Genomic DNA, 15,961 nt, shown 5'->3' on the forward strand with positions numbered 1-15,961 from the left:
GATCCTATGCTTTATGTTTGTAAGTTAGACGAATTAGACATTGGCGACTCAATTAGACTTGACCAATTTAAGCCGCCAATAGCCATTATTCGTGGTGAGAGTGGTCAAGTCTATGCTATTGATGATACCTGTACTCATGCAGAAGCCTCTTTTTGTGATGGTTTTGTTGAAGGTGACACCGTTGAATGCCCATTACACATGTCGGTTTTTTGCCTCAAAACAGGCACACCTGATAATCCTCCTGCGATAAAGCCCGTTGGTACTCATATTGTAGACATTAAAGCAGGCGAAATTTATATAGAGGTTCAACGATGAGTGCAGTGAAATCCGTCATTATTGTTGGGGGCAGTGCCGCTGGTATTAGTTGTATCAGGCAACTACGTCAAGGCGATTTTACGGGTCGTATTATCTTAATTGATAAAGATAAGTATGGTGCTTATGAAAGGCCACCACTGTCTAAACAGGCACTAATTAACCCTCAGCTGCAGAGTGAAGATATTGTGCTCATCAGTGCTCAAGAGTTAGAAGCATTAAATGTTGAGAGCCATTTTGGCACGCGTGTTACCAGCGTATTGCCTGCTGTACGTAAAGTCATACTTGATTCAGGGCAAGAATTTATTGCTGATGCAATCGTTTTGGCAACGGGTGGTGAAGCAAGGCGTTTGAGCATAACGGGCGCTAACTTGCCACAAGTATTGGTTTTACGACACTTTCAAGATGCTATTAATCTACGTGATAGCATTCAAGCGAAAGCAAGAGTGGCTGTTATAGGGGGCGGCTTTATTGGTGCGGAAACAGCTGCTTCCTTAGTAAAGCTTAATGCTGCGGTGCATTGGTTAGATGCAGTTGAACTGCCTTTATCACACATTTTACCCAATGAGTTGTGTCAAAAAATTGTGGCTCATCATTGCGCCGATGGCATCAAGCTGACTTCAAATTGCCGTATCAGTAAGTTTGTTGAACAAACAGACGGTAGCATTTCAATTGTCTTTTCAGATGGCAGCGATCCACTGAACGTTGACTCAATTGTTATGGGCGTAGGTATGGCGCCTGAAACGCCTTATTTTTCTGCTGACGTGTGTGAAAAAATCGTCAGCAAAACGCGGGGCGGGATTAAAGTTAATCAAGGCCAAGAAACTGAATACTCAGGTGTTTATGCCGCTGGCGATGTTGCCGCAGTTGTGAATACCGAAGGGTTGGTTACCCGCCATGAGCACTGGCAATCAGCACAGCATCAAGGTGAAAAGGCAGCGGCATCTATACTAAATAAGCCTTTGCCTGACGAAATAGTTGATTGGTTTTGGTCAGATCAAGGTGATCTACATATTGAAATGGCAGGTGAAATTTTATCAGACCAACAATATTCAGTGGTGCGACATGAAGGGGAGTGGCCTGTTTATTTCAGTGTGATGAATAATCGCGTGGTTGGGGCGGTGAGTGTTAACAACCCCAATGCAGTCAGAGCAGCGATGCGCATGATTAAGAACAAGGTCAATATAACACCTGCGCAGCTAGTCGATACCGACTTACCATTGCGAAAATTAATGCGCGGCTAAAACATAAACAATAAAAATAAATAGTAAGTAACAAACGATAAAAGAGGGGAGTAAAAATGTCAGAAATAAAAGCGTTAGGCTATCTTGGCTTTTCCATTTCCGATGTAACTGCATGGAAAAACTATGCAGAAAATGTACTCGGTGTCAGTGTAACGGAAGATGAAACAGGTGATATGTATCTTCGTATTGATGCTTATGCATGGCGAGTGCATTTGAAAAAATCGGATCACGATGATCTTGACTATGTCGGTTGGGAAGTGAGCGACAAAAACGCTTTAGACAGTTTAAAGCGCAGACTCAATGAACAAGGTGTTGCATTTGAAGTAGGCTCAGTCGAATTAGCGAACACTCGACAGGTAAAAGAACTCATTACTTTTAAAGACCCAGATGGCACATGCTGTGAAGCCTTTTATGGGCCGTTACAAGTCACTAATAAACCCTTTGTTAGTCCTAAAGGTTTTCGATTTATTACCGGAGAACAAGGGCTTGGTCATATTGTTTTGATCACAAAGAACCATGAAGTACAGGAAGCTTTTTATACTAAATTATTAGGCTTTAAAATAACAGATTATATCAATACAGAAGTAGTACCTGGCAAACCATTAAACATTACTTTCTTACGATGTAATGGACGTCATCATTCATTAGCGCTTGCCCCAGTCCCTATCCCTGCAAAAGTAGCGCACATTATGTTTCAAGTTGACAATATTGATGATGTTGGCCGTGCAATGGACGCCGCAACTGAAAATGGCGCGCACTTTTCTTTTACCCTTGGCCGACATTCAAATGATGAAATGCTGTCTTTTTATACCATGACACCTTCAGGCTTCGATGTTGAATTTGGCTGGGGAGCGATAGAAGTTGATGACGATAGTTGGCATGTAAAAGTACACCATACCAACTCAGCTTGGGGACATAAATTTCAACGTCCACCGCGTAAATAATTACCAGAGACAAGAACCTTACATTATGAATGATACAATTTTAAATTTAGCCACATCACTGTTTAGTGCGTATGACGGAAAAGCGGTTTCACCTTTGCGCGACAAAGTAGAAACACCTGATATTTCATTGGCATACCAGATCCAACAAGCAAACCATCAACGTTGGAGCGAAGAAGGCCGTAAAACAATAGGCCGTAAAATAGGACTAACTTCCAAGGCTGTGCAGACGCAGCTAGGCGTTGACCAACCTGACTACGGTATGGTTTATGCTGACACTTGTTACAGCTCAGGGGTTGAACTGCCTGCAGACCAATTTCTTCAACCCAAAGTAGAAGCTGAAATAGCCTTTGTTTTGAAAGCTGATCTCGACGCAGAAAACCTTACCATTATAGACGTTATTAATGCGGTTGATTATGCCGTAGCAGCATTAGAAATTGTTGATAGCCGGGTTGAAAATTGGGACATCACTTTATTTGACACTATTGCTGACAATGCCTCGTATGGCGGCATTATCATTGGCACAACACCTGTTCCTCTGAGTCAATTAGACCTTGAAAATTGCACGATGAAACTCTTTAAGAATAACGAGCAAGTATCAGAAGGGGAAGGAAGAGCATGTCTAGGAAACCCTTTACTGGCAACGCTGTGGTTAGCGAATACTATGATTGAAAATGGTCAACCACTACGCGCTGGTGATGTCGTGTTATCAGGTGCTTTAGGTCCTATGGTACCAGTGCAAGCCAATAATAAGTTTACCGCAACAATTGATGGCTTAAACAACGTTTCAGTCAGTTTTATCTAAGGGGATGAGCATGAACGCTAACACAAAAGTAGCCATTATAGGATCAGGAAACATTGGCACTGATCTGATGATTAAAATATTGAGAACATCTAAAACGCTAAGTATGGCCGTTATGGTGGGTGTTGATCCCAGCTCAGATGGTTTAGCACGCGCAAAAAACATGGGAGTAGCAACAACTCATGAAGGCATAAAAGGGCTGATGTTGATGCCTGAGTGGGATGAAATAGGGGTTGTATTTGATGCCACCTCAGCCGGAGCACACGCAACGCATGCAAAACTTTGCAATGAAGCAGGTAAAGTTATTGTTGACTTAACACCCGCAGCAATTGGGCCATTTATTGTGCCAGCGGTTAATGGTGATGCAAACCTTGACCAATTAAATGTCAATATGGTGACCTGTGGCGGACAAGCTACAATTCCTATTGTTCATGCCGTGTCACGTATTTCGCCTGTGGTTTATGCTGAAATAGTGGCTTCAATTTCTTCAAAATCGGCAGGTCCGGGCACCCGCGCAAATATTGATGAATTTACTAAAACGACCTCAAAGGCTATTGAAGCCGTGGGCGGAGCAAAAATAGGTAAGGCTATCATTGTTCTTAACCCAGCAGAGCCCCCCATGATAATGCGCGATACTGTTTTTACCTTTTCTGAAGGTGGCAGTGAAGTAGACATCGCAAAAAGTATTGATGAAATTGTGCAGTCAGTACAAAGCTATGTACCGGGTTACCGTTTAAAACAAACCGTACAATTTGAGCGTTACACTGCTCAAAATCCTTTATACATCCCTGGGATTGGCTCAAAAAGTGGCCTAAAAACGTCTGTGTTTCTTGAAGTAGAAGGCGCCGCTCACTACTTACCTGCTTATGCCGGAAATCTAGACATAATGACTTCGGCAGCGCTTAAAACTGCAGAAAAAATTGCCATTTCCAGACAAGTAAACGAGGGAGAATAGACCATGAACAAGCAAAAACTATATATTCAAGATGTAACGCTTCGTGATGGTATGCATGCAATACGCCATCAATATACGCTCGACGATGTACGCAAAATCGCTAAAGCCCTCGAGGAAGGGGGGGTAGATGCCATAGAAGTAGCACATGGCGATGGTTTAAGTGGTGGTAGTTTTAATTATGGCTTTGGTGCTCACACAGACTGGGAATGGTTAGAGGCTGTCGCTGATGTGTTAAACAAAACAGTGTTAACCACCTTGTTGTTGCCAGGTATTGGCTCAGTAGCCGATTTAAAAAGAGCCTATGACCTTGGGGTACGCTCAGTTCGCATTGCAACCCACTGTACTGAAGCTGATGTTTCAAGACAGCATATTCAAACAGCCAGAGAAATGGGCATGGATACCATAGGCTTTTTAATGATGTCACACATGGTGACACCAACAGAACTCGCAAAACAGGCAAAACTCATGGAGTCTTATGGCGCGACCACGGTTTACGTTGTTGATAGTGGCGGCGCGATGAATATGAATGATATTGGCGAAAGAGTCCGAGCATTAAAAGATAATTTATTACCTGAAACGGAACTAGGAATACATGCTCATCATAATTTAAGTTTAGGTGTCGCAAATAGTATTGCAGCGGTTGAAAATGGCGCAACGCGTGTTGATGCCTCGTTAACAGGCATGGGCGCTGGTGCAGGAAATGCGCCTTTAGAAGTATTTATTGCGGCAATAAATCGCCTTGGCTGGGAGCATAATTGTGACTTATTTAAATTAATGGATGCGGCCGAAAGCTTAGTTAGGCCACTACAAGATAGACCTGTTCGGGTTGACCGTGAAACATTAACGCTGGGTTATGCTGGGGTTTATTCAAGCTTTTTACGTCATGCGGAAAAAGCGGCTGAGCGCTATGGTATTGATGTGAGAGAGATTTTAGTTGAGGTAGGCAAGCGAAAACTAATTGGTGGTCAAGAAGATATGATCGTTGATGTTGCACTAGATTTAATTAAGCAAACTAAGGGGTAAATCATGGCTAATCGAGACATAGTTAACTCACTTTATAAGGTAATGAAATTACCAACCATTGTCGCACCCATGTTCTTAATTTCAGGTCCAGATCTTGTAATAGCAGCGGCAAAAGCAGGTATTATCGGCTGTTTCCCTACCCCTAATGCGCGCACAATTAATGATTTAGAAGCCTGGTTAGAGAAAATTGAAGCGCAGCTTAAAGGCACAAAACATGAAGGTATGTTTGCCATTAACATGATTGTTCATAAAAGTTATGACCGATTTGAAGCGGAAATGGCGCTTATTGAGCGTTACCAACCTAAATTTGTTATTACTGCGCTAGGGAGCCCTAAACGCGTATTAGAAAGAGTGCATGCCTTTGGTGGTAAAGTTTTTGCTGATGTAATTAATATGGAACAAGCAAGAAAAGCTGTCGCAGCCGGTGTCGATGGCTTGATTCTTGTGTGCTCTGGTGCCGGCGGTCATACCGGTAAATACTCGCCGTTTTCGTTTGTTGAGGAAGTGCGAGAATTCTATGATGGCCCGCTTATTGTTGGGGGTGCCATGCAAAGCGCACGCTCTATCGCGGCATTAATAGCATTAGGGGCAGATTTTGCCTATATGGGCACTCGCTTTATTGGTTGTCCGGAAAGCTTAGTGGTTGATGACTATCGAAATATGTTGGTTGACTCATCGATGGAAGACATTGTGACTTCAGATGCGGTATCCGGTGTTATGGCTAATTGGCTTAAAGCAAGTCTAAGTCAATCGGGCTTTGACGTGTCAGAGAATAAAGGCAATGCCGAAATTGACTTTTCTGATATTCAAGGAGAAGGGAAAGCTTGGAAAAACACTTGGGGCGCAGGTCACGGTGTAGGTGCAACCAAACAGATTGAAACTGTGAAGGAAATAGTTGATTCACTAGCTAATGAATTTGAAGTGTTAAAACCAAAAATTGAAGCAAAGCTAGCGTGTTGGCCGTTGCCTTTAGAGCAAGAGGGTGAACATAATGATTGAACGTATGGTAAAAGTTATGCCAGAAATACAGCTGGGAACTCATGATGTAACGCCTGAGACAATCGCGGAAAACACAACAATTTTGCGTAACAATGAAGGCCTTAATCTTGATGATTATACCATGCTTGATTGTTTAGATTATTGGGCCGACAGATCACCCAATACCGTCTGCATGCGTGAGCGAATTTCTGATGGTTGGTCAGAAATTTCATATAAAGAGTTTTTGTCTCGAGTAACAAGTGTTGCTGCAAGCTTAGCTACGCTTGAGATTTCAAGTGAAAAGCCACTCATTATAGTCGCACCCAATTCAATTAATCATGCGTTAGTTACTTTTGCGGCAATGACAATAGGTGTACCCGTGACTCCTGTTTCTGTTGCCTATGCGCAACATGGTGAAAGCTTCGAGCGTTTAGATAACATTATTAATATCATTAAGCCGGGTGCTATTTATTTTAGTGATACTGGCTTCTTTAAAAAAGCGGTGACAGCAGTATTAAATACTCATGATATTCAATGTATTGCATCTTATTCAAACATGGAAGATGTTTTAACGATTCGAGATCTCCCAAACGTTGAACCCGCAGAAGTCGACCGAAGAAGAAGCAAAGTGACTCAGGACAGTATTTGTAAAGTCATGTTGACCTCTGGTTCGACGGGGTTGCCAAAAGGGGTAATTAACACGCATAAAATGATGTATAGCAATCAAGTTGCGCTTTATAAAATGTGGCCATTTTTAAAAGATATGACACCCAACTTGGTTGACTGGCTACCTTGGAGCCATACGTTCGGTGGTAATGTTTGTGTCAATATTACTTTGTTTAATGGCGGTACTTTGACCATTGACGATGGCAAACCAGTGCCTAGTTTAATTGGTCGGACGATAGAAAATATATGCATGATAGAACCCAATATACATTTTAATGTCCCTGTTGGTATTGAAGCACTGTTAACTGAATTTGAAGACGACCATCGCGTGGCAAAGAAATTTTTTAATTCAGTTAAGATCATTTTTATTGCCGCAGCGGCCTTACCTGATAAAACGCGAAAGCGACTAACGACTTTGTCAAAAGAATTAGTGGGTAAAAGCCCCAAACTATTTGCCGGTTGGGGTTCGACCGAAACAGCGCCTTTTTCAACTTGTTTAAACTTTGACTCTGATTTATCAGTGAATATTGGCGTACCCATGCCCGGCACTGAAATTAAGCTAACGAAAGTAGAAGGCAAGCAAGCATTGGCCGTACGTGGCCCCAATGTCACGCCGGGCTATTGGCAAAATGATGCAGCAACAGCCGCGGCTTTTGATGAAGATGGCTTTTATGCTATGGGCGATGCAGGGCGCTTAGTGAATGAAGAAGAACCTTCTCAAGGCTTGGTTTTTGATGGCAGAACTTCAGAAAACTTTAAACTCGGCTCAGGCACTTGGGTTAATGTAAACAAAGTAAGGCTAGGTGTAGTCACCGCATTAAAACCTTATTTTTTAGATGCTGTGATCACAGGTCATAACCAATCAGATATTGGCTTACTCCTTATTCCCAATATGAGTCACTTGGCTAATCAGTTTAATTTGGCTAAAGAGCAACAAACAGCTAGCTATCTGCAAAGTATTGAAGCGCTAATTCAAACCACGGTGAAATTATTAAATGCCTATAACGAAACTAATTACAGTAATAGTACCAGAATTTGTCATTTTGCCTTGCTTCCCGAAGCGCCTTCGATTGAAAAAAATGAAATAACAGATAAAGGCTATTTAAACCAACGTTCTTTATTAGGTAACTGGTCTGATTTAGTTGAAAAAATGCATAGTAAAGAAAAAATTTCAAGTATCAACTTTCATTCATTTTAAGTTGAGATAAGTTTAATAAATTTAGAGAGCCACAGAGGTTAATCATGTCAATGAACATAAAGTCACTTATCGATCATAAAAATGGATTGATAGACAGGCGAATTTTTTGGGATAACGCAATATACCAACAAGAATTAAAGCAAATTTTTGCGCGCTGTTGGCACTTTGTTGCCCATGAATCACAAGTAAAATCTTTTGGTGATTTTATCACCACTTATATAGGTGAAGACGCCGTTATCGTTGCGAGGGCAAAGGATAAAAGTATTAACGTAATGCTTAACTCTTGTCCGCACCGAGGCAATAAAGTTTGTTTTGCAGGGGAAGGGAAAATTCGTTCTTTTGTCTGTAATTATCATGGTTGGGCGTTTGGCTTAGACGGTAAGCTCAATGGCATGCCGGCCAATGAACTCTATGATAACACTGAAAATTTTGACAAGTCAGAGTGGGGGTTACATAAGGCGAGAGTTGAAACATACAAAGGCTTAGTGTTTGCTACTTTTGATGAAGAAGCACCGTCACTTGGAGATTACCTTGGTGACTTTCGCTGGTACATGGACGCTATTTTAGATATTGATGACAAAGGAACTGAGTTCCTTCCTGGTACAACTCGCTCGTTGTTAAAGTGTAACTGGAAATACCCAGCTGATAACTTTGTTGGCGATATTTACCATGCTTTATGGACGCACCTTAGTGCTGCAGAATCTACCTTGAAAGAATACGGCGGTATACAGGTTTCGAATGAAAACTCGTATCAAACCAGTGTTAATGGCCATGGTTGGGAATTTTCGTTAGCAAACAACTTTGGTAACGCTGCGACTATGGGGGACGCCGATATCGTTAAATATTTGCGTTCTCGCGAAGAGGAAATTAGTAAACGCTTGGGTAAGGTACGAGCCAAAATGATTGGTTCAGTTGCCTCAGGTGCAATCTTTCCTAACTTCGCTTTTTTACCAGGCTACTTAACTTTCAGAACCTTTTTACCTAAAGGGCCTATGGAAACTGAGTTACATAGCTGGACGCTAGTCCCTAGTGAAGCCTCTGATGAAATAAAAGATAAGTGGCGATTAGGCGCAATGCGTACATTTTCGCCCAGCGGTATTTTAGAGATGGACGATGGCGAAAATTGGGAGCATGCAACCGTCGCTAATGCGGGTTATGTCACACGACATCAAAAACTTTGCTATGCGATGGATCCAACAAAAGGAGAGAGCATACCGATTGACCTACCAGGTACTGTAACTAAAGGTCAGCTGAACGACGCAAACCAACGCTTGTTTTTTAAACGGTATGCGGAATTTATGGATGCTAAAAGTTGGAAAGATATTCCATTAGCAAAAAAGCAATTTGAGTAAGGAGCTAGCTATGACAAAAGATCAATTATTAGCGCTTGATGCAACAGGTTCGCCAGTAGACATGGCAACATTCTTTGAGATTCAACATAGTGTCAATAGAGAAGCATATTTGTTAAACCATGAAAAGCTTGATCAGTGGTGTGACAACCTCGAAGAAGATCTAGTTTATTGGGCACCATTACGTGAAAATATTTTACGCAGAAACCGAGTACCCGAAATAAGTACATTTAAGGTGCCGTTATTTGAAGAGTCGAAAGACTCGATATTGATGCGTTTAAAACGTAATGATAGTGGCATGTGTTGGACAGAAGATCCACCTACACGTCAGGTTACTGCTATCTCAAACTTGCAAGCTTTTAAAACAGATAAAGACGATGAATTTGAAGTGCATACTGTCTTTACTTTATACCGAAGCCGGTTTGAACGCGATGACAATACACTAATGGGACGTCGAAAAGATATTTGGCGTAAAGTCGGCAATGATTATCGCTTAGCAGGCAGATTGATTATGTTACAGCAATCAACGTTGTTAACTAAAAATTTAAATGTATTTATGTGATTTTAAGGTAAATTTATGCAAATGTTACTCAATAGACGCGTTATTGTCACGGGTGCAGGTAGCGGAATTGGTAAAGCTATTGTTGCAAGGTTTTTAAATGAAGGTGCACGTGTGCTAGCCGTTGTGCGTAAACCAGCACAAATAGAAGAGTTTACCAGTTATAATAATTTTTGCTTTGTGGTTGGTGATGTCAGTGATTATGCTACCAACGAACAAGCTGTGGTAACAGCCACACAAAAGTGGGGTGGTTTAGATGTCATGATCGCTAATGCAGGCGTTTGGGATTTTTATAAGAAACTACAAAAAATGTCAGCAAAAGAGCTTGAAGATGGTTTCTCGCAGATTATGTCTACTAATGTCAAAGCGGTATTACTGGCGGCTCATGCCAGCTATTCGGCGTTAAATGACGCTAATGGTTGTTTAATAGCTACAGGCTCTAATGCTTGCTTTCGCCCCGGTGGTGGTGGGCCACTTTATACCGCCTCTAAATATGCGCTACGCGGTATTATTGGCCAGCTAGCGTTAGACTTTGCCCCTAAAGTTCGCGTTTGTGGTGTAGCGCCAGGGGCAACAGATACGCCTATTAGTGGCACTGATGCTTTGAGTCAGCGACAAAAGTCAATGAACACAGACCGAAGTCGCTTAGACTCAATGGGGCAACATATCCCATTAGGCCGAGTGTCGTCACCAGAAGAGCATACTGATTTATATGTAACACTGGCCAGTGAAAACGGTGCTAGATACATTACTGGTACCATTCTAGTGAGTGATGGTGGTTTGTCTGCAGGGCAGTAATGCGTATTAGGTCATTATGCTTTTAATAGCGTAATGACCTAGTTTTTTAAAATCCACCTTCCTATTAAGGAGTAAATTATGACAGAGCTAATCATAAGAGGTTACCATTTAGACGGTTATCAACATGTTAATAATGCCCGTTATTTAGAATTTCTAGAAGAAGATCGCTGGGCTTGTATGGAAGAAGAGCTTACCTATTTTACCGAGCAAGATATTTTATGGGTTATTGTTAATATCAATATTAATTATCAAAAAGCAGCCTTATTTGGCCAGCATTTATTGGTTAGCACTACAGTCAATAAAATTGGTAATAAAAGCGGTGTGTTAACGCAAATAATCAGCTGTAAAAAAACAAAAGATATTATCGCAGATGCGCAAATTACTTTTGTTCTGTTGGATGCAAAGGATAATAAAGCATTACCTATTACCGGCACACTACGTGAAAAATTATCTGCTTGTCAAAACAGACTCGCTCAACCTTAACTCACGGACAAATATAAAAATAGTATCGCTTCTTACAGGCACTATGGGGTGTTTCATGCTACCCGATAGCTTCCTGCTTTGCGTTAAGCAGATCGTTACCTAGTTTTTTCTTTTAACTTACCATAATAGGGCTCACTATGTTGGCTATTATTACCTATGCTTTTGGCATTATGTATACGCCTGGCCCTGTTAATTTATTAAGTATGCACAGCGGGATTAAGGGTAAGTTAAATAGCAATATTGGTTTTTTTATTGGTGTTACTTTAGCAATGTTTACATCATTTATTACCTTTGGTTTTCTGGGTAGCCAATTTATTAATCCACTGTTTTATCTGGGTGTTTCTGTTATAGGCTGTTGTTATATAACACATGTTGCTTGGTCAGTATTAAGAACCGTCGTGAAGGTAAAACCCCCGTTGGAGCAGCATCGCGCTTTATCAATGAAAGATGGTTTTTTTTTGCAATTATTCAACCCTAAAGGGTTATTGTCTACTTTACCCATTGCCACCGTTAGTTTTCCCGCTGAACATATTCAAGGGGCTGATATTATACTTTGGTCGCTAGGGTTGTCTTTGCTGGCGTTTGGCGCACCACTGAGTTATTACTTGATAGGGTCATTGATTGGTAAGAAACTGTCAAATCCTTGCTATTTTCAAGCATTCAATGTGCTGATGGCTATGTTACTTTTCTTGGTTGCAATAAATATTGGTTATGAATATATCTACCTACAGGTAAAAACATAGTAAAAAGTATGTTGTTATCTCTCGGTTTTGTCTACGTATGCAGTTTGTTTTTCACCGAAGCTGCAGTAAATTTGCGACATAAATCTCCTCGTTATTATATTAATTAAAGAGAAATTAAATGATTTCACCCAAACATCATAAAATTGTATTTTCGTTTTTTATGGCATTATTTATGTCATGCATTATGTCATTAGTGATCAGTATTTATAATGTGGGTATTGTTGAAAATATTGTTGCTATTTGGTTTAACGCTTGGCGTTTTGCTTTTATTGTTGCCTTCCCTACCGTACTAATTGTTTCGCCTCTGGTCGGTAAAGTGGTTAACTTAATACTACGTAAAGAATAATCTAATCCCTACTGCTCTAGTAATAGCCTAGTTAAACAAGCTAACTGCACGCTACAGCATAAAGTAGGCTGAAAGCTGAAGATGAGTAGCTAAACGTTTAAAGTAGCAAACAGCAGCTTGAGCCAAGAGAGGGGGGTAAAGAAACAAGGTGCTGGTTAGCGAGCCTTGTTTCTATTACTAACTTTATTTTATGCTTTAATAAAACAAAGTCAGTGTGTTGGTGTTTTGATTTTTTGTGTTACATGTAATTTAGCAAAACAAGTGAGATACCAGGGAAGGCCAACAGTATTGCTAAACGGAGCAAATCTGCTATCACAAACGGAAACACACCCTTAAAGATTGTTTTCAGTTCAACTTGTGGTAGCACTGATTTAAGTACAAACACATTAAGCCCTACCGGTGGCGTTATTAAGCTTATTTCTGTTGCAACCACCACAATGATCCCGAACCAAATAGGGTCCATTCCCATCCCCGTTACTATTGGGAAAAAGACGGGTACTGTGAGCAACAACATTGAAATTGATTCAAGGACGGCGCCTAACACAAAGTAAATAAGTAATATTACAAATAACACCCCAAATAATTCAAACCCCATGCCTTCAATCCAGTCAACAATATCAAAAGGCAAGCCAGAGACATTCACTAAGTTGGCGAAAATTAACGAACCAATAAGAATGGTGACTAAAGTGACTGTTGTTGAGGCACTGTCATCTAACGCCTCCATTAGGCTTTTAAAGGAGAATCTTCCTCTTAGCATGGTAATTAATATTGCACCAATTGAACCAATACCAGCCGCTTCGGTAGGAGAGAACAGGCCAAAATAAATACCACCAAGTACTGAGAATATAAGCAAACTAAATGCCCATAATTGACTTAATGCACGTACTTTTTCGCGAAAGCTGACTTCTTCACATTCTTGTGTATTAGTATTGGTAAAATGTACTACAGCTAACACAGCACAAATATAAAGTAGAACCCCGAGGAGCCCAGGTAAAGCGCCGGCAATAAATAGATCGCCTATATCAGTTTCAGTGATAATGCCATAAAAGACTAAAGCAATTGAAGGTGGGATTAATATACCAAGTGTCCCCCCTGCAGCAATAGACCCTGTTGATAGTTCATCACTATAGCCGAACTTTTTCATAGAAGGGTAGGCTATTTTTGCCATTGTTGCCGCGGTGGCAAAACTAGAACCACAAAAAGTACTGAAACCACCAGATGCACCAATTGTTGTAATGGCTAACCCGCCTTTATAATGGCCCACTATGGCATTGGTTGCATTATACAACTCTGCTGCTAAACCTGAGCGGCTGATTATATTTCCCATTAAAATAAATAAGGGGATAACAGCAAACTCATAGGACAGCACCGTTTCGGTTGCTATCATACCTAATTGACTTAATGCTACTGCCCATCCTTGATAATAAGCTAAGCCTAAAACGCCAAGCCCTCCCGTTGCAATAGCAATTGGGACTCGGATAAAGAGTAAAATGAGTAGAACTATAAATATTATCGACATGACCATTATAGTGTTTTCCTTTTATGTGAACTTACTAGTGATGGAAATGCTTCTAACAAATTGATAAGCGCGATAATGGCTAGCCCTAATATCACCGCGAGTACTTTCCATTTTTCAATTTTCAAAAACATGAATATCTCACCAAAATCAGCTGACATAACAACTTGGTCATAAATCATAATGACTACAGCAGTGAAGAAAATAAGCTCAACGAAGTAACAGAACCAATTAAGAGCCGTGCCAATTCTTCCTGTGAAATACTTGTTTAATAGGTCAATTTGAATGTGCTGACGCTTGAGATTAATTTGGCTAAGTCCTGAATAAAAAGAAATAGCTAATAATATGGCGACCAGTTCATAGGCGAAGCCTAAAGGCTTATTAAAAACTAGCCGGCCAAAAACATCAGTAAAGGTAATTAAGGACATCAGTAAGAGTGAATAATTACTGATATGGCTACAAAGTGATTTAAGTGATTTTAATAATGTGAGCAACATTACTACCCCTTCTTATATAAAATTTAACAGGTAAAAGGTTAGCGTTGTTCATTAAGGCTTTTTACTGATGCTTTATAAAAATCAAAGGCTTTTACACCATCAACATTTTTAGACTCAGCTTTTTTGAACCACCGTTCACGGCCTTGATTAAATGAACTGTCAATTGCTTGCATTAGCGCTGGGCTTGCGACTTGGTAGTCATCACCTAATGATTTTTTCAGTTTTTTACGCGCCTTAATATCATTTTCGTGCCATAAGCGACCCATTTTTTCAGAGAGTTTCTCACCGGATATGCTCATGATAGCGGCGCGATCTTTTTCACTAATTTTTGCCCACTTCTGCTTGTTCATAATAATAAAAGCACTACTAGAATAAATACCGCCCGGTATTTGAGTAATTTTTTTAACATACTTGTCTACTTTAAACCCATAAAGTAATTCGTCTGACAGCATAGTGCCGTCGATGATACCTCTGGATAAAAATTCGCGAAGCTCTGACAAAGAGCCAGATATTGGCACAGCACCTAAAGACTGAATGGCATCACCGAGCACACTGGTTTGTACGCGCATTTTTTGCCCTGAAAAGTCTTCTGGTGTTGCAACAGCATCAGTACGCATGTGTATATTGCCGCCAGATGTTACATGCATAGCAAGTGTGACAACGTCATCTTGCATGCCCACAGGTTCAAAAAATTTCTTGTAGGTGCGCCAATATGCGCGTGAACTGATACCAGCATCATCGGTTAAAAATGGAAATTCAACCATTTCTGTTAGTAAAAAGGCGCCAGGCGTATAACCATGAGGACCCCAAGAAATATCAGCGATACCTCTGAGTACTGCTTGGTAGTTTTTCGTTGGTGGTGCAAGCGGCTTGGCAGAAGGGCGTACTTTAACGCGGCCTTCAGTTACTTGTTCAATTTCCTTGAAATATTTATACAAGCCATCTTTTTGTGACCAATGTTGCGATGGAAACCATTGATTATATCTAAGTGTAATCTTTTCAGCTAACGAGTGACTCATTACACCTGTGAACAGTAATGCACCCAGTGTTAATTTATTTACTATATTCATTTTTCTTCCCCTTATTTTTTATTATGACAACACAAATAAGATACAGTGATGTATGTTTTAGTTCAATGGGAAATGACAGCTATTTGAAGATAAAAACAAGTGTTGCATGTAAGTTATTGATATAAAAGGTTAGTTTATAGTATGGTAATTTGTTTTTATTTTGTAATAGTACAGGTCTACTTTTAAAATAGAAGGGATTATCTTGGGGTTGGAGACAGGTGTGTATCTTTTTTGCGTGACTGGCTAAAGGCTAGCAATAAAAAAGGAACAATAATTCGTTCCTTTTTTAGCTTAATAGCAACCTAATATAGCGGTGTACTTAGGTACTCTTAGGTATTGTAGCGCTTTAATATTGCGTTGGTATGACTCCCCACGTCAAGTTAAACCATAAAAATCTCTGCTTTTTTTCGAGCCATATTCGCTTTATGTTTAAAAAATGAGTTAACGCAGTAGATGAAGCAAGTAATTTCGTCGGTTATCA

Annotated in this window: 17 protein-coding genes; 14 read left to right on the top strand and 3 right to left on the bottom strand. The window is 40.4% G+C overall.

The window, feature by feature from the left end:
* The first annotated feature begins 6 nt into the window (after positions 1 to 6).
* The 14 genes from AC0UA9_RS15260 (at position 7) to AC0UA9_RS15325 (ending at position 12,397) form a co-directional block, all read left to right on the top strand.
* Positions 7 to 315 (top strand): bifunctional 3-phenylpropionate/cinnamic acid dioxygenase ferredoxin subunit, encoded by a 309-nt coding sequence (locus AC0UA9_RS15260; protein WP_475661260.1) that lies wholly within the window; start codon positions 7 to 9, stop codon positions 313 to 315.
* Positions 312 to 1,556, top strand: coding sequence for an NAD(P)/FAD-dependent oxidoreductase (locus AC0UA9_RS15265; protein WP_475661262.1), 1,245 nt, complete (start codon positions 312 to 314; stop codon positions 1,554 to 1,556). The genes AC0UA9_RS15260 and AC0UA9_RS15265 overlap by 4 nt, the downstream gene beginning before the upstream one ends.
* A 56-nt stretch (positions 1,557 to 1,612) precedes the next feature.
* The gene (locus AC0UA9_RS15270; RefSeq protein ID WP_475661264.1) at positions 1,613 to 2,500 is read left to right on the top strand and encodes a VOC family protein; all 888 of its coding nucleotides are present in this window, start codon (positions 1,613 to 1,615) and stop codon (positions 2,498 to 2,500) included.
* 25 nt (positions 2,501 to 2,525) lie between these two features.
* Positions 2,526 to 3,302 (top strand): 2-keto-4-pentenoate hydratase, encoded by a 777-nt coding sequence (locus AC0UA9_RS15275; RefSeq protein ID WP_475661266.1) that lies wholly within the window; start codon positions 2,526 to 2,528, stop codon positions 3,300 to 3,302.
* Positions 3,303 to 3,312: 10 nt separating this feature from the next.
* Entirely contained in the window at positions 3,313 to 4,254 is a 942-nt protein-coding gene (locus AC0UA9_RS15280; protein WP_475661268.1) for an acetaldehyde dehydrogenase (acetylating), read from the top strand.
* 3 nt (positions 4,255 to 4,257) lie between these two features.
* Positions 4,258 to 5,277 (top strand): 4-hydroxy-2-oxovalerate aldolase, encoded by a 1,020-nt coding sequence (dmpG, locus tag AC0UA9_RS15285; RefSeq protein WP_475661270.1) that lies wholly within the window; start codon positions 4,258 to 4,260, stop codon positions 5,275 to 5,277.
* A 3-nt stretch (positions 5,278 to 5,280) separates the two neighbouring features.
* Positions 5,281 to 6,276 carry an NAD(P)H-dependent flavin oxidoreductase gene (locus tag AC0UA9_RS15290; RefSeq protein WP_475661272.1) on the top strand — a complete coding sequence of 332 codons (996 nt, stop codon included), beginning with the start codon at positions 5,281 to 5,283 and terminating at the stop codon, positions 6,274 to 6,276.
* Positions 6,269 to 8,119 carry an AMP-binding protein gene (locus tag AC0UA9_RS15295; RefSeq protein ID WP_475661274.1) on the top strand — a complete coding sequence of 617 codons (1,851 nt, stop codon included), beginning with the start codon at positions 6,269 to 6,271 and terminating at the stop codon, positions 8,117 to 8,119. Before AC0UA9_RS15290 ends, AC0UA9_RS15295 begins: the two co-directional genes overlap by 8 nt.
* A gap of 44 nt (positions 8,120 to 8,163) precedes the next feature.
* Positions 8,164 to 9,471, top strand: a complete 1,308-nt coding sequence (locus tag AC0UA9_RS15300) for an aromatic ring-hydroxylating oxygenase subunit alpha (RefSeq protein WP_475661276.1) — start codon at positions 8,164 to 8,166, stop codon at positions 9,469 to 9,471.
* A gap of 10 nt (positions 9,472 to 9,481) precedes the next feature.
* Positions 9,482 to 10,030, top strand: a complete 549-nt coding sequence (locus AC0UA9_RS15305) for a 3-phenylpropionate/cinnamic acid dioxygenase subunit beta (RefSeq protein ID WP_475661278.1) — start codon at positions 9,482 to 9,484, stop codon at positions 10,028 to 10,030.
* 15 nt (positions 10,031 to 10,045) lie between these two features.
* The gene (locus tag AC0UA9_RS15310) at positions 10,046 to 10,825 is read left to right on the top strand and encodes an SDR family NAD(P)-dependent oxidoreductase (protein ID WP_475661280.1); all 780 of its coding nucleotides are present in this window, start codon (positions 10,046 to 10,048) and stop codon (positions 10,823 to 10,825) included.
* Between the two features lie 78 nt (positions 10,826 to 10,903).
* The gene (locus tag AC0UA9_RS15315) at positions 10,904 to 11,308 is read left to right on the top strand and encodes an acyl-CoA thioesterase (RefSeq protein WP_475661282.1); all 405 of its coding nucleotides are present in this window, start codon (positions 10,904 to 10,906) and stop codon (positions 11,306 to 11,308) included.
* 137 nt (positions 11,309 to 11,445) lie between these two features.
* Positions 11,446 to 12,051, top strand: a complete 606-nt coding sequence (locus AC0UA9_RS15320) for a LysE family translocator (RefSeq protein ID WP_475661284.1) — start codon at positions 11,446 to 11,448, stop codon at positions 12,049 to 12,051.
* 118 nt (positions 12,052 to 12,169) lie between these two features.
* Entirely contained in the window at positions 12,170 to 12,397 is a 228-nt protein-coding gene (locus AC0UA9_RS15325) for a DUF2798 domain-containing protein (protein WP_475661286.1), read from the top strand.
* A gap of 238 nt (positions 12,398 to 12,635) precedes the next feature.
* Here AC0UA9_RS15325 and AC0UA9_RS15330 read toward each other — a convergent pair whose 3' ends face one another.
* The 3 genes from AC0UA9_RS15330 to AC0UA9_RS15340 are packed head-to-tail and all read right to left on the bottom strand — an operon-like array spanning position 12,636 to position 15,480.
* Positions 12,636 to 13,922 carry a TRAP transporter large permease gene (locus tag AC0UA9_RS15330; protein ID WP_475661288.1) on the bottom strand — a complete coding sequence of 429 codons (1,287 nt, stop codon included), beginning with the start codon at positions 13,920 to 13,922 and terminating at the stop codon, positions 12,636 to 12,638.
* Positions 13,922 to 14,410, bottom strand: a complete 489-nt coding sequence (locus AC0UA9_RS15335; protein WP_475661289.1) for a TRAP transporter small permease — start codon at positions 14,408 to 14,410, stop codon at positions 13,922 to 13,924. The genes AC0UA9_RS15330 and AC0UA9_RS15335 overlap by 1 nt, the downstream gene beginning before the upstream one ends.
* 38 nt (positions 14,411 to 14,448) lie before the next feature.
* A complete protein-coding gene (locus tag AC0UA9_RS15340) occupies positions 14,449 to 15,480 on the bottom strand; it encodes a TRAP transporter substrate-binding protein (RefSeq protein WP_475661292.1) in 1,032 nt (343 codons plus the stop codon).
* Positions 15,481 to 15,961 lie beyond the last annotated feature (481 nt).

Source organism: Colwellia sp. F1, assembly GCF_056238625.1.